The organism is Streptomyces umbrinus, assembly GCF_030817415.1.
In the GTDB taxonomy this organism is placed as follows: Bacteria; Actinomycetota; Actinomycetes; order Streptomycetales; family Streptomycetaceae; genus Streptomyces; species Streptomyces umbrinus_A.
The window spans coordinates 8,017,112-8,030,883 of record NZ_JAUSZI010000002.1 but is presented as its reverse complement, the minus strand read 5'-3'; the positions used below and the strand labels follow the sequence as shown (position 1 = coordinate 8,030,883).

The window sequence follows — 13,772 nt, the reverse complement described above, 5'->3', positions numbered from 1 at the left end:
TTGCGGAACGTCGGCCGCGAGGTCAGCCGGCGAACGCGGGCTGGGGCAGGCCCTTGCCCGCGCCCGGGACGACGAGCACCGAGCCGGCGAGCGGATGCGGCGCCTCCAGACCCGTACGGGCTGTCGTGATGTACAGATCGGTCAGGTCGGCGCCGCCGAACGTGCAGGCCGTGGGGCGCGGCACCGGCAGCTCGACGACACGGTCCAGCTTCCCGTCCGGGGTGTACCGGCGGACCGCGCCGCCGTCCCACAGGGCGACCCAGACGCAGCCGTCGGCGTCGACGGTGAGGCCGTCGGGGAACCCGTCGCCCTCCTCGACAACCGCCAGCTCACGCCTGCCGGTGACCCGTCGGCCGTCGAAGTCGAAGACGTCGATCCGGCGGGTCGGCGAGTCGATGTAGTACATGAGGCGGCCGTCGGGGCTCCAGCCCGTGCCGTTGCTCACCGCCACGTCGTCGAGGACCGTCTCGACCGTGCCGTCCGGGGCGATACGGGAAAGGGTTCCGCCGCCCGGCGCCTCGTCGTAGCGCATGGTGCCCGCCCACAGGGCACCGTCGGGCGCGACCGCCGCGTCGTTGGCGCGACGGCCGGGAACGACCTCCCGCCACAACCACCGAAAGTCGCCCGGACCGCTGGAGGACCCCCCGCCGGGACCGTAAAGCCCCACGCCGTCACGGAGGTTGACGACCAGCCCACCCCCCACGCGCGGCTTCGCCGCCCCCACATGCTGCTCGGTCACCATGACCACACTTCGGCCGGACACCGGGTCGTACATATGCACCCGGGAGCCGAGGATGTCGATCCAGATGAGCCGCTGGGCATCAGCGTCCCAGGTGGGTCCTTCGCCGAGGGCCGCCTCCGCCTGGACGGCCACCTCGAATGCGTACGTCATCCCACGCTCCGGTACCCGAGCCGCTCCGACAGCTCGGCGGCGCCCTTCACGGCGAGCTGCTCCAGCTCGGCGCGGCGCTCGTCGCTCCAGCGGATCATCGGTACGGAGATGGAGAGCGCGGACACGACCTGGCCCGTACGGTCGCGCACCGGCGCGGCGACACAGCTGACGTCGGGGTTCGACTCGCGGCTCTCCACCGCGATGCCGCGGGCGCGGATCTCGGTGAGGGCCTCGCGCAGGGCGGCCGGCTCGGTGATGCTGTTCGGCGTCATCCGGACCAGGTCGGCGTCGTCGGGGATCCGCGAGGTCAGCTCGGGCTCGGAGAGCGAGGCGAGCAGCATCTTGCCCACGGAGGTGCAGTGGGCGGGCAGCCTGCGGCCCGCGGCGGACACCATGCGCACGGCGTGCGTGGAGTCGACCTTGGCGATGTAGATGACGTCCGTGCCCTCCAGGATCGCCACGTGCACGGTCTCGTCACAGGTCTCCGCGACGGACCGGGCGACCTGCTGCCCCTCGGCGGCGAGGTCGAGCTGCTCGGAATAACGGCTGCCGAGCTGGTACGGGCGCACCCCGAGCCGGTAACGTCCCGGCTGACCCGGTACGGGCGTGATGTACGAACGGGCGGCAAGTGTCGTCACCAGCTCATGCACCGTGGTGCGCGGCAACTGGAGCTTGCGCACGATGTCGGGGGCGGAGAGCGTGCCGTCTCCGTCGAGGAAAAGCTCGAGTATGTCGAGAGCCCTGGTTACGGCAGGTACGAGGCGTCCCACAACTGGCCCCCTCCCTTGTGTTCGAAATTTCAACAGACGATCGGCATAGCGAACACAGGCTACTCATACCGATTACGGCCGGGCAATGGCCTTGCGACAATGGGTGGGCGAGCGGTTACGGGTGGGGGCGGGTCGAACGACCACCCGAGGGCACGCAGTGAACGGGCGGGCGGGAAAGGAAGTCACTCAACGCCGGGCGCGAGGATCACCCAGTTCCCCCCGAAGCCGCTGAGCGCGCAGCACCAACTCCAGCTCGAACCGCCGATCCGGATCATCGACCTCGTCGCCCCACAGCTCCCTGATCTGCCGAAGGCGATACCGCACGGTCTGCGGATGGACCCCAAGACGCGCGGCCACCTCGGGAGCCCCGCCCCGCGTCTCCAGCCACGCCAGCAGGGTCTCAGCGAGCCGCCGCCCGTGCGTGGGCCCGCAGTGGGCGAGCGGCTCCAGACACCGCAGCGCCAGGTCGTCGATCAGTTCCTCGGGCTGCAGCAGGACCAGCGCCTCCGTGTGCTCGGTGCAGTACAGCACCTCACCCGGCGGCAGCAGCCCGCGCTCCATGAGCCGTACCGCCGCCTCGGCCCAGCGCAGCGACTTCGCCGCGTCGGCCAGCGGAACGGGCGGGCCGATCGCGCCGGCCCACCCCGTGAGCGCCCGGTGCAGCAGCTCGGGGCGCCCGGCGGCGTCCGGCTCGGGCACGACCATCCGGGGCTGCTCGTACTCCATGTCGAGCAGCACGCCCTGTCCGACAGCAGGGGCAACGGCCTCGCGGGCGGGCCGCAGCAGCACACCCACCGCGACCTTGTCCGGCAGCGGCCAGCCGATGCGCGCGGCCCGCTCCGAGAGCGCCTCGGCCGGATCGCCCCGGTGGTGCTCGGCGAGCAGCAGTTCCATCAACCGCCGTTGCAGACGCAGGCGTTCGCCGGCCTGCCGGGCAGCGGCCTCGGCGTATCCGCGTACGGACTGGTCGACCAGCCCGTCCAGATACTCGTAACCGGCGTCGACCAGCTCGTACATCGCGGGCGGCGGGATCTCCACGCGCGTCCCGATCTCGGCGAAACGGCGCCAGGCGAGCCGTACACCGAGCCGGTAGATCGCCTGGAGCGAATCGAGGCTGCGGCCGTGCAGGCCCTCGCCGCGGCCGAACTCCTGGAAGACCTCGGGATGGACGCGCGGGCGGCCCTCCGCGGTCTCCAGGTGCTGGACGAACACCTCGATGGCCCGCCGGATCCCGACCAGCGCCATCGGCTCGCCGGAGTCGTCGAGCACGACGGGCAGATGGGGATATTCATGACGTATTTCCTGAAGGATCTCCTCGGCGAGTATGGGCGCCTCGGCCATGGCGAGCGCCGCGAACTGGCGCACCTGGAGGCGCGGCACGTCGTGCCAGGCCGAGCGCACGGTGACAGGTCCCCGGCGTAGGGCCATGGTCAGCGCTCCTGGCCGGCCGTCTCATAGGTGATGAGCGGCGTGTTCGGCTGTTCCGGGGTCGCGTCGAGCAGCGCGACGATACCGAGGGCGGCGCCCACGGCTAGTGCGGCGGCGGCCGCCACGGTCAACAAGGCGGCTAGCAGTCTGGGCATCGCGGGTCAGCCTCTCTGTCGGAGGTCGTCCCACCCAAGCGCTCCACTGGGAGCGCCATCCGAAATCTGCGGGCCGTTCATGGCCGATCGCGCAGTTCCCCGCACCCCTTCGGGGCACGGGACATCCCCACCTTCACCGGTCCCGTCCGGCGAGCCCCAGTCTCGACAACGCATTGACACTTCGTCAAGGGTGCGCCTACGGTTCCCGCCCCATACCGCACGTGCACCCTCTCCCACCGTGCCGGCACAGCCCGTGCCGTGTCACCACGAGCCCCTGGAGTGCCCGGATGCGCCGTACAACCACTCCCTTTTCACTGGTCGTCCTGGGTCTGGGCGTGTTCCTGCTCGTCCTGGCCCCCCTGCTCGCCTGGTACGTCGAGCCACGTGCTCAACGCACGCCCGTCGACATCGACTCGAAGACGGTCTTCACCGGTACGGGCAGCTATTTCGACACGGACGAGATCGAAACCGTCCGCGACAAGAAGATCACCATCACCCGACAGGTCCGCGGCGATGTCGCCGACAGCGAGAAGAGCGGCCGGGCCGTCTGGGACGTGTCCACCTCCGTGGACACCGCCAAGTCGCTGCCCGCCGCCGACCCCCACGACTCGCTGCAGTGGACCATGGAGCGCTGGGTCACCGACCGCAAGACGAACAAGCCGGTCCACTGCTGCGACGAGGAGCCGTACTACGAGGGCGAGGCCTACCTGAAGTTCCCCTTCGACGTGCAGAAACGCTCCTACATCTGGTGGGACAGCACGCTCGGCTCGACCGTCACGCTGGCGTACAAGGGCACGAAGAAGATCCAGGGGTACGAGGGTCTCCGCTTCACCGGAACCGTGCGCGCCACCAAGACCGGAACCCGGCTGGTGCCGGGCACGATCGTCGGCGAGAAGGACGCCGGTCAGGTGCTCGCCGAGGAGTGGTACGCCAACCACGGCATCGAGCTCGTGGCCGACCAGCGCACGGGCCGGATCATCTACGCGGCGATCGGCCCCCGCAAGACGCTCCGGGCCCCCGGCGGCGACAAGGACGCCGTGGTACTGCTCGACAGCAAGCGAATCGCCTTCACACCCAAGACCCAGAAGGAACAGGTCGACCTGGCCGACACGGACAGCAGCCAACTGCGCATGGTGGGGCAGACGTTGCCCCTGGGTGCCGGTGTGGCGGGCTTCCTGCTGGCACTTGTGGGGGTCGTTTTGGTGGTACGAGGGCGTCCGCATCCCGAAACGTCCGAGAGCTCCCAGCAGCCGCTCACAATGTGATGAGACGTCAGCTGGATAAAGCCCCGAAATTATCACTTCGGTGAGTAGCCGCATCGAACCAGCGGGCGAAAACTATCCACCCCACCCGAACACAGCCCGCCCACATCCCCATCACAGCCGGCCCGCATCACCAGCACAGATCAGCCCCGCAGTCGCAACACAACGGGAGCGGGCCGTGCCGGTACGTCGAAGCCCGCCGCGTAGGGCTCCTCCAAAAGAGGAGCACCTTCGAAACCGACAGCCGTACACCCGGAGTGCGGCGGGCTCGACGTACCGGCACGGCCCGCGTACCACAACGCACCGCGAAAAAACCGATCCGCACCGGACCGCAAGCCACAACCAACCCGCACCGGGAGACCACCACCGAGCCCCACCACACCCCACCACACCCCACCACACCCCACTCCACTCCACCCCACCGAGCCCCACCTCACCCCCCACCCCACCCTCACGCTGGTTCCGCACCCCGAGACGAGTTGGAGCACACATGCCCCAGCACGTGCCTTCGTCGTTGCGCGCCGCCTTCCCCCGCTCCGCGCAGCGACCCCCGGCGCTCCCCCCACAGCCGCGCCGAATCGTTTTCCTCGCCCGTCGTGACTTCGGCAACGAAGCCGCGGGCGGCTCCGAACTCCTCGTCGACAGACTCGCCGAGGGCCTGACCCACCTCGGCCACCAGGTCACCCTGTTGTGCGGCGGCCCCGCCGCGTACCGCGACTACCGTGTCGTGTCGGCGGGCGGCGACCTGGGCCACTACCTGCGCGCCAGATCGGCGTTCCAGCGCCAGATCGGCGACTGCGACCTGCTCGTCGAGGTCTGCAACGGCATGCCGTACCTGGCCCCCCTGTGGCACCGCGGCCCGACCCTCTGCCTGGTCAACCACGTGCACACCGACCTGTGGCGGATGCGGTTCAACGGACCGCTGGCGCCCGCCGCCCGGCTCGGCCGAAGACTCGAACACTGGGCCCTCGCCGGCGCGCAGCGCCACAACCTGCTGGTCGCCGTCTCCCCGTCGACGGCACACGCGCTGCGCGCGATCGGGGTCGAGCGCGAGCGCATCCGGGTCGTGCACAACGGCGTCGAGGAGCCGGGCCCGCCCACCGAACGCTCACCGGAACCGCTGTTCCTGGCGATGGGCCGACTGGTCGAGTACAAGCGGATAGATCTCCTGCTCCGGCTGTGGGAACGGGTCCGCCCGGTCACCGGCGGCCGACTGGTCATAGTGGGCGACGGCCCTGAACGGGAGAAGCTCGAACAACTCGCGGGCCCGGGCGTCGAGTTCAGGGGCCATGTCTCCGAGACGGAGAAGCACCGGCTGCTCTGCGCGGCCTGGCTGCTGCTGCACCCGTCGGCGGTCGAGGGCTGGGGCCTGGTGGTGACGGAGGCGGCGGCCCGCGAGACCCCGGCCATCGCCTTCGACGTGCCCGGTCTGCGCGACTCGATCGTGGACGGCGAGACGGGCCTGCTGGCCCGCGGCGAGTCCTCGTTCGCGGCGGCCTGGTGCACCCTCGCCCTGTCCACCCACCGTCGCACGCTCATGGGCAAGGCGGCCGGCGACCGCGCCACCCAGTTCCGCTGGCACCGCACGGTCCGCCAGTTCAGAGCGGTGGCGACGGAGGCGGTGAGGAACTGGCCATGACGCCTGCCGGGGGGAAAAACACAAACCCAGCCCCATCCCCAAACACAGCCCCAAACACAGGCTTCAAGGACCCATCCCTACGCCGCTCCCTGGCCCTCTTCCGCGCATTCCGCCACGAGCAGGCCGACCCCGAGGCCTGCTACTCACTGCTCGCACGCGACGCGGCGAACCAGGTGGAGGCGTACGACGGCCCCGTGAAGGGCCGGACAGTCGTGGACATAGGCGGCGGGGGCGGCTACTTCACGGACGAGTTCCGGCGGCGCGGCGCGCAGGGCTATCTCTTCGAGCCGGACATGCGGGAACTCGGACCGAAACCACCGCAGGGCGCGGTGGTCGCCGACGGCTACCTGCTGCCGCTCGCCGACGCGGTGGCAGACGTCTGCTTCTCCTCCAACGTCCTGGAGCACGTGGCGGACCCGCAGACCTTCCTCAGCGAGATGGTGCGGGTGACGAAACCCGGCGGCCTGATCTACGTGTCGTTCACCAACTGGCTGTCCCCGTGGGGCGGTCACGAGTGGGCGCCCTTGCACTACCTGGGCGCCGAGCGGGCCCGCGCCCGCTACAGCCGTCGTACCGGCAGACCCGCCAAGCACACCCTCGGTGAGAACCTCTTCGCCATACACATCGGATCCACCCTGCGGCAGGTGCGCGCCCGGGACGACGTCACGGTCGTCTCGGCGCGCTCCCGCTACTGGCCGTTCCTCGCCCAGGCCGTCGTGAAAGCGCCGGGGCTGCGCGAGTTCGCCACCTGGAACCTCCTCCTCATTCTCCGGCGGTATCCATGACCAGCACGGTCCAGGCCCCTCCCCCGGCGCGCACCCGTCCGCTCGCCCCCGACCCCGGCCCCGCCCGGGGCCCGCGGTCGCGGCGGTGGCTGCTGGGGTTCTGGGCCGTGGTGTTCGTGCTGTTCCTGGCCGTGGACCCGGGCCGGCAGACCTTCGACACGAAGCTCGGCGTCGCGCTCGACCCGTGGCAGTTCCTGTCCGACCTGGGCCAGTTGTGGCACGACCGGGGCGGCTTCGGCGGCATAGCGGACCAGTACGTCGGCTACGCCTTCCCGATGCTGCCGTACTACGGCCTGTGCGAGCTGATCAACCTGCCGGTGTGGCTGGCCGAGCGGCTGTGGATGTCGCTGATCGTGGCGGTCGCCTTCTGGGGTGCGCTGCGGCTCGCCGAACGGCTGGACATCGGCAGCAACGCGTCCCGGCTCCTCGGCGCGGTCGCGTACGCGCTGTGGCCGGTGTTCACGATCGTCGTCGGCTCGACCTCCGCCGCCGCACTCCCCGGCGCCTTCCTTCCATGGGTGCTGCTGCCGCTGACGAACGAGCGCCACAGCGCCCGAGTCGCCGCACTCCGCTCGGCGCTGGTCATCCCCTTCATGGGCGGCGTCAACGCGGCCTCGACCCTGGCCTCCCTGCTGCCAGTCGGGCTCTACCTCCTCTCCCGCCCGCGCGGCCCCCGACAGCGCAAGCTGATCGCCTGGTGGGTGCCGGGCGTGCTCCTGGCAACCGCATGGTGGGTGGTCCCCCTCCTCATGCTGGGCATCTACGGCGAGAACTTCCTTCCGTACGTGGAGAGTTCGCAGACCACGACGGACACCATGGCGGCCACTGAGGCCCTGCGCGGGGCAGGGAACTGGGTCGCGTATCTGCACTTCGGCGAGGCCTGGCTGCCGGCCGGCTGGACCGTCGCGGCCTCGGTGGTCGTGATCGTCTCGTCGGCACTCGCGGCCGGGCTCGGTCTCGCCGGACTGGCCCGCCGCGACCTGCCCGAGCGGCGCTGGCTGGTCCTGACCGTGCTGTCGGTCGCGCTCATCACCCTTGCCGGGTACGGCGGTTCGTTCGGCGCGCCCTTCCATGGGGTCGTCCAGGACTGGCTGGACGGCGGCCTCGTGCCCTTCCGGAACATCTACAAGTTCCAGACCGGACTGGCCCTCGCCCTCGTCTTCGGGCTGATGCACCTGGTCGGCGTCGCCTCCCGGACACGGGGCGCCCGTCCGGTCCGCGGCCGCCGCTACGTGACCCTCGTCGCGGCAATCCTGATCCTCCCCGGTCTCGCCTGGCCCTACCTCAACGGGTCGATCCTGCAGCCGGGTTCGTTCCAGCAGCTTCCCAAGTACTGGCAGTCCACGGCCGACTGGCTGGAGAAGTACTCGCCGGACTCCCGTGCCCTCGTCGTGCCCGCCACCGCGCACGGCATCTACACCTGGGGCTCGCCCATCGACCAGCCGCTCGACGTGCTCGCCGAATCCCGCTGGGCCCAGCGGGACTACGTGCCGTTCGGCACCGCGGGCAACCGGCGCGCGATGGACGCGGTCGAGCAGTCCCTGCTGACGGGCGGCGAAGTCCCGGGCCTGGCCGACTACTTGAGCCGGGCCGGCCTCTACTACGTCGTCGTGCGCAACGATCTCGACCCCGACCAGCTCGGCTACGTACCGACCACGACCGTCAAGCGCACCCTGGAGGAGTCGGGCTACCGGCGGGTGACCGGCCTCGGTCCGGTGATGACGGGCGGGCGTATCGCGGAGAACACCCCCATACAGATAGAGGGGCTGTACCCGCGGCAGCGGGCCGTCGAGATCTACGAGCCGGCGAGCGCGGACGTGCCGCGGCCCGGGCAGGCCGGGCTGAAGGCGGTCGCCGACACGACCGTCGTCTCCGGCGGGCCCGAGGCGCTGCTGCCGCTGTCCGCCGACCCGACCATGCGGGACCGGGCCGCCGTACTGACCGGCGACAACCATCCCGGCCTCGGCGCGCCCGAGTTGCAGGTGGTGGGCGACGGACTGCGGCGCGCCGACACACGGTTCGGCCTGGTCAACGCCAACACCTCGTACACGTACACCCGCAACGAACGCAATCACTCCGGCAGCTTCCAGGACGCCGGTGAGAAGCCGCACCAGATCCTGCCGACCGAGGGCATCGGGCACCAGACGGTGGCCGAACTGCGCGGCGCGCGCTCGGTGTCCGCGTCGTCGAGCGGGAACTGGATGTTCTATCTGCCGCAGTACGACCCGGTGAACGCCTTCGACGGAAATCCGAACACCGCCTGGGCCGAGGGCGCGGCGGGTTCGGCGGACGGGGAGTGGCTGCGGATCGGCTTCACGGACGAGACGGAGATCCCCGACTCGATCCGGGTCACCCCGCTGCCGCAGGACAGCGTGCGGTCGGCGCCGACCCGGGTGCGCGTGGAGACGGAGCGCGGCTCCGAGACGAGCACCCTCCAGGCCAACGGCATGCGCCAGCGCATCAAGGCCCCTGAAGGGGCGACCAGTTGGCTGAAGGTCACCATCGTCGACTCGGCGGCCCGGCACTCCGACCTGTCCGGCGCGGGCTTCTCCGAGATCACCATTCCCGACGTCCAGGTGACCCGCATGCTGCGGCTCCCGACGGACGCCGAGCGCACCGACGCGGCCGCCGAGGTCGTCTCGCTGCACCGCGCCACCGACCCGGGCGGCTTCTCGCCGACGGGCACGGAGGCCGGGCTGCACCGCCGCTGGACCTCGGAGTCGGCGGGCACGTACGAGGTGAAGGCGAGCGCGGTCCCCGTGCCGAGCGACGAGCTCGACGCGCTGCTGTACAAGGTCGCGCCCGAGCAGCGGAACCGGATCACGGCGACCGCCGACTCGACGGCCCTGCTCGGCACCGGGCTCTCGCCGCGCAACCTCACCGACGGCAGCCTGTCCACGGCCTGGATCGCCGGGGACAACCCGACCATCCATCTGCGCTGGCCGGACAAGCAGGCCGTGGGCGAGATCGTGCTGGCTCCGGCGGGCGGTCTCTCCACCCGGCCGACGGAGGTCAACATCAGCTCGCCGGACGGCTCGACGATCGCGGGTGTCGACGAGAACGGTGTCGTCCGCTTCGATCCGATCACCACGGACCGGCTCGACATCACCATCACCGAGACGGCCCCGATGACCGTCCACAACCCGCTCGCCGACGAGGACCTGCAACTGCCGGTCGGCCTCACCGAGGCGTACATCCCGGCCCTGGACCAGTACCGCACCCCGCAGCCCCGGTCCGACCGCACCTTCGACGTCCCCTGCGGCGAGGGCCCGACGCTCGCCGTCGACGACGAGCTGTACGAGACCAGCGCGAAGGGCACGGTTCAGGACCTCGTCGAGCGGCGGCCCATCGAGCTGACGCTCTGCCAGGAGGGGCGCACCGATCCGGAGTTGTCCCTCGGCTCGGGCTCGCACCGGGTCGAGGCGGGCGACGCGGGACCGCTCGCCGTCACCGACGTCACGCTGACGCGCGGCACGCCCACCACGCCCACCGCGCTCGACCGTGAACTCGGCATACGGGACTGGCTCGGCGACCGCCGCGAGGTGAGCGTCGGCTCGGGCGCGGCCTCGTACCTGACGACGTACGAGAACTTCAACGACGGCTGGAAGGCCACGCTCAACGGCAAGAAGCTCGACCCGGTGCGGCTCGACGGCTGGCAGCAGGGCTGGCGGGTCCCGGCGGGTGCGGGCGGCACGGTCGAGCTCTCGTACGAGCCGTCCACGCTGTACGAGGCCGGGCTGATCGGCGGCGGTGTCGCCGTGCTCCTGCTCGCGGGGCTCGTGCTGTACCGGCGGAACTCGCCCAACACGGACGAGCCCTCGCCGGTACCGCCGCCGCCCGGTCTGATCCTGGGTACGGTCGCGCTCACGCTGGTCGGGATCGTGATCGCCGGATTCTTCGCGCTGCTGGTGCCTCTGCTGGCGCTGCTCGCGTGGCGGCGGCACGCCCTGCTGGTGCCCATCGCGTTCCTCGCGCTCGCGGGGGCCGGGATCACCGCCGCGACCGGGGCCGGGGAGCCGGTCTCCGAGGGCGCGGGGGCATTCGGGCCCACGGCCCAACTGCTGGCGCTGATCGGGCTGTTCGCCGGGTTGGTGTCGGTGGGGGAGGCCTCGTACGGGACCCGGGGTCCCGGCGGTCCCGGCGGAGGTCAGGCCTTCGGGGCTTCCGGCGCCCACGGGTATCCCGGTGCTCCCGGCACTCCCCCCAGCGCTCCTCCCGGCGCAGGCACTCCCGCCGCTCCGGGGTATCCCGGCGCCCCCAGGGCCAGCGCGCTGCCACCACCGGCGCCGGGCACGGAGGCGCCGACCGAGCCGCTGCCGCAGCGGCGGCGGGGTGAGAGCGCGGGGCCGGGCGCGTCCGAACCGTCCCCGGCGCCCGAGGCACACCACGGGATGCCTGGAGTGTCCGGGGCGGCAGGGGCGGCTGGCTCGTCCGGAGCGGCCAGTTCGTCCGGAGCGCCTACGGCCCCGGGCACGTCACCGACCCCCGGCACCGCACCGGAGCAAGGGGCCGGGCCCGCGCCCGGAGAGGCCGAGACCCCGCCCGCCCCCACCGTGGCGTCCGGTCCGACGATCTCCGCCCGCGGGCCGGGGTCCGCGCAGCCGGAGCCCGACCCGCCCACCACCCGGTTCGGCTTCCGGAAGCCGAAGTTCAGGGCGACACCACCGGAGGAGCCGAGGCCGGAACGGCCCGGAGGGGCGAGGCCCGCGGACCCCGAGGATGCCAGGCCGGCACGACCCGAGGAGACGGGGGAAGGCGAACACACATGACCACCCTGGACCACCCGGCACGCGACGGCACGGACGGCCCCATAAAGCCGCCCGCCCGGATCCCGTTCCCCGTCGTGGACGAGGTCGCCCGGCACTGCCTCCAGGAGGAGGAACCGGAGACCGTCCACATCGAGGTGCATCTGCCGGGCCGTCTCGACCCGGACCGGCTGCGGAGGGCGTTCACCGGGGCCCTGCACCGCCATCCCCGCATCCTGATGCGCGAGGCGCGGCGCCCCTGGTACGGGCGGCGGTACGAGTGGGAGCTCACCCCGGACGCGGACGTGGAGGTCGTGCTGTTCCCGCCGCCGGACCGGGACGCCCTGAAGCACGCCCGCGACCGGGCGCTCCAGGACGCCCCGCCGCTGTCGGCCTCGCCGCCGATACGCCTGGAGGTCGTCCTCGATCCGGAGGCCGACGACACGGTCCTCTTCGTCACCATCAACCACACCGCCCTCGACGGCCCGGCCTGTCTGCGGGTCCTCGCCACCGCCGCCGAGCTGTACGGCGGCCGGGACAACTCCCCCGCGGCGCCCCCGACCCGTACGACGGCCGAGGTGCCGGGCGCCATCGACGCGCCCTCCAGCTGGGCCCCGCCCGCGCGGGTGGCACACGGCGCGCCCGAGCCCTCGCCCGGCAACGGCATGCTCGTCGCCGAGTTCGGCGTCCCGCGCCGGCCCAAGGGCTCCCCGTACACCGTGAACGACCAGCTCATGGTGGCCACCGCCCTGATGATCACCCACTGGAACCGTGAACACGGCGCCCGGCCGCGCCCGTTGCGCATCACGATGCCGGTGGACGACCGCACGCGCGACACGGACATGCCGATCGGCAACGGCACGCGGCTCGTCGAAGTCCCCTTCGCGCCCGAGGAGTTGGACGCCTCGGACATGGCGGGCCTGCTGCGGCGCACGGCGGACCGCACCCGTGCGCTCAAGGCGCTGCCGCGGCCCCAACTCGGGCACGGGGCAGCCCTGTTGACGGCACCGGTGGTACCGGTGACGTGGCGGGCCGCGTTCACCCGGGGGCTGCGGAGGGCCGCCGGGCCCTGGACGTCGACCACGCTGCTGAGCAACATCGGCCGCATTCCGTACGCCCTCGACTTCGGCGAGGGGGCGGGGCGCGCGCACGCGGTGTGGTTCTCGGCGCCGGCCCGGATGCCGCGCGGTCTCACCGTCACGACCGCGTCCACCGCGGGCCGGCTGCACGTGGCGTTCCGCTGGTCCCGCAGGCTCCTCAGCCACGGCGACGGCTCCCATCTCCGCGACCTCTTCGAGCACTACCTGCACGCGACGGAACACGCCACGGAGAGTGCCCCATGACCACGGCTCCGCCCCGCCGGCCGTCCGGCGGCCAACCTCCGCACGGGCTGCGGGACTTCTACGAGGACCCGGCCGTGCCGGTCGCCTCCGGCGCGCCCCGCAGTCTGCGCCAGGCCCGGATGCTGGCGGCCGCGCTCGGCCCGGCCACGTCCGGTGCGCGGACGGTCATCGACATCGGCTGCGGCGACGGCTCCGCGGCCGCGACGGCGGCGCCGCTCCTGGCCGGCCATCGCATCGTCGGCGTCGACTGGTCCCAGGACGCCCTCAGACGCGCCCACGCCCACCTGCCGTACGCCGTACGCGGCGAACTCACCGACGGCGGGCTGCCGTTCAGGTCCGCCTCCGCCGACGCCGTCCTGTTCAGCGAGGTCGTCGAACACCTCGTGGACCCGGACGCGGCGCTCGACGAGATCCGCCGGATCCTCCGCCCGGGAGGCCATCTCATGCTCTCCACACCGAACCTGGCCGCCTGGTACAACCGCGCCCTGCTGCTCGCCGGTGTCCAGCCCGTCTTCTCCGAGGTGAGCCTGCGCGCCATCCACGGCCGCCCCGGCAAGGAGGTCGTGGGCCATCTGCGGCTCTACACGGCCCGCGCGCTGCGGGAGTTCGTGGCCGCGTCGGGCTTCGAGGTCGTACGGCTGAAGGGCGCGCCCTTCCACGGCGTGCCCCGGCCCATGCGCCCCCTGGACCGGCTGGCGTGTGCCGTGCCGTCGATGTCCTCGATCCTGCTCCTGCACGCGCGAAGGACGTAGG

At 71.9% G+C, this 13,772-nt stretch carries 10 protein-coding genes; 6 read left to right on the top strand and 4 right to left on the bottom strand.

Features of this window, described 5'->3' with window-relative positions; all coding sequences use genetic code 11:
- Positions 1-22 precede the first annotated feature (22 nt).
- From QF035_RS35460 to QF035_RS35445, 4 genes are all read right to left on the bottom strand, one after another.
- Complete coding sequence (locus QF035_RS35460; RefSeq protein ID WP_307524762.1) at positions 23-892, bottom strand: SMP-30/gluconolactonase/LRE family protein; 870 nt, start codon at positions 890-892, stop codon at positions 23-25.
- Complete coding sequence (locus QF035_RS35455) at positions 889-1,662, bottom strand: IclR family transcriptional regulator (RefSeq protein ID WP_307524760.1); 774 nt, start codon at positions 1,660-1,662, stop codon at positions 889-891. The genes QF035_RS35460 and QF035_RS35455 overlap by 4 nt, the downstream gene beginning before the upstream one ends.
- 186 nt (positions 1,663-1,848) lie before the next feature.
- A complete protein-coding gene (locus tag QF035_RS35450) occupies positions 1,849-3,090 on the bottom strand; it encodes a PucR family transcriptional regulator (protein WP_307524758.1) in 1,242 nt (413 codons plus the stop codon).
- A 2-nt stretch (positions 3,091-3,092) separates the two neighbouring features.
- Positions 3,093-3,245, bottom strand: a complete 153-nt coding sequence (locus tag QF035_RS35445; RefSeq protein ID WP_269652939.1) for a hypothetical protein — start codon at positions 3,243-3,245, stop codon at positions 3,093-3,095.
- A 287-nt stretch (positions 3,246-3,532) separates the two neighbouring features.
- Here QF035_RS35445 and QF035_RS35440 point away from each other — a divergent pair, with 287 nt between their 5' ends.
- From QF035_RS35440 to QF035_RS35415, 6 genes are all read left to right on the top strand, one after another.
- Positions 3,533-4,510, top strand: a complete 978-nt coding sequence (locus QF035_RS35440) for a DUF3068 domain-containing protein (protein ID WP_307524755.1) — start codon at positions 3,533-3,535, stop codon at positions 4,508-4,510.
- A gap of 487 nt (positions 4,511-4,997) precedes the next feature.
- A complete protein-coding gene (locus QF035_RS35435; RefSeq protein ID WP_307524753.1) occupies positions 4,998-6,146 on the top strand; it encodes a glycosyltransferase family 4 protein in 1,149 nt (382 codons plus the stop codon).
- Entirely contained in the window at positions 6,143-6,931 is a 789-nt protein-coding gene (locus QF035_RS35430; protein WP_373466785.1) for a class I SAM-dependent methyltransferase, read from the top strand. The genes QF035_RS35435 and QF035_RS35430 overlap by 4 nt, the downstream gene beginning before the upstream one ends.
- Entirely contained in the window at positions 6,928-11,700 is a 4,773-nt protein-coding gene (locus QF035_RS35425) for an alpha-(1->3)-arabinofuranosyltransferase (protein WP_307524751.1), read from the top strand. The genes QF035_RS35430 and QF035_RS35425 overlap by 4 nt, the downstream gene beginning before the upstream one ends.
- Complete coding sequence (locus QF035_RS35420) at positions 11,697-13,019, top strand: condensation protein (protein WP_307524749.1); 1,323 nt, start codon at positions 11,697-11,699, stop codon at positions 13,017-13,019. The genes QF035_RS35425 and QF035_RS35420 overlap by 4 nt, the downstream gene beginning before the upstream one ends.
- Positions 13,016-13,771 carry a class I SAM-dependent methyltransferase gene (locus QF035_RS35415; protein WP_307524748.1) on the top strand — a complete coding sequence of 252 codons (756 nt, stop codon included), beginning with the start codon at positions 13,016-13,018 and terminating at the stop codon, positions 13,769-13,771. Before QF035_RS35420 ends, QF035_RS35415 begins: the two co-directional genes overlap by 4 nt.
- The last annotated feature ends 1 nt before the right edge of the window (position 13,772 follow it).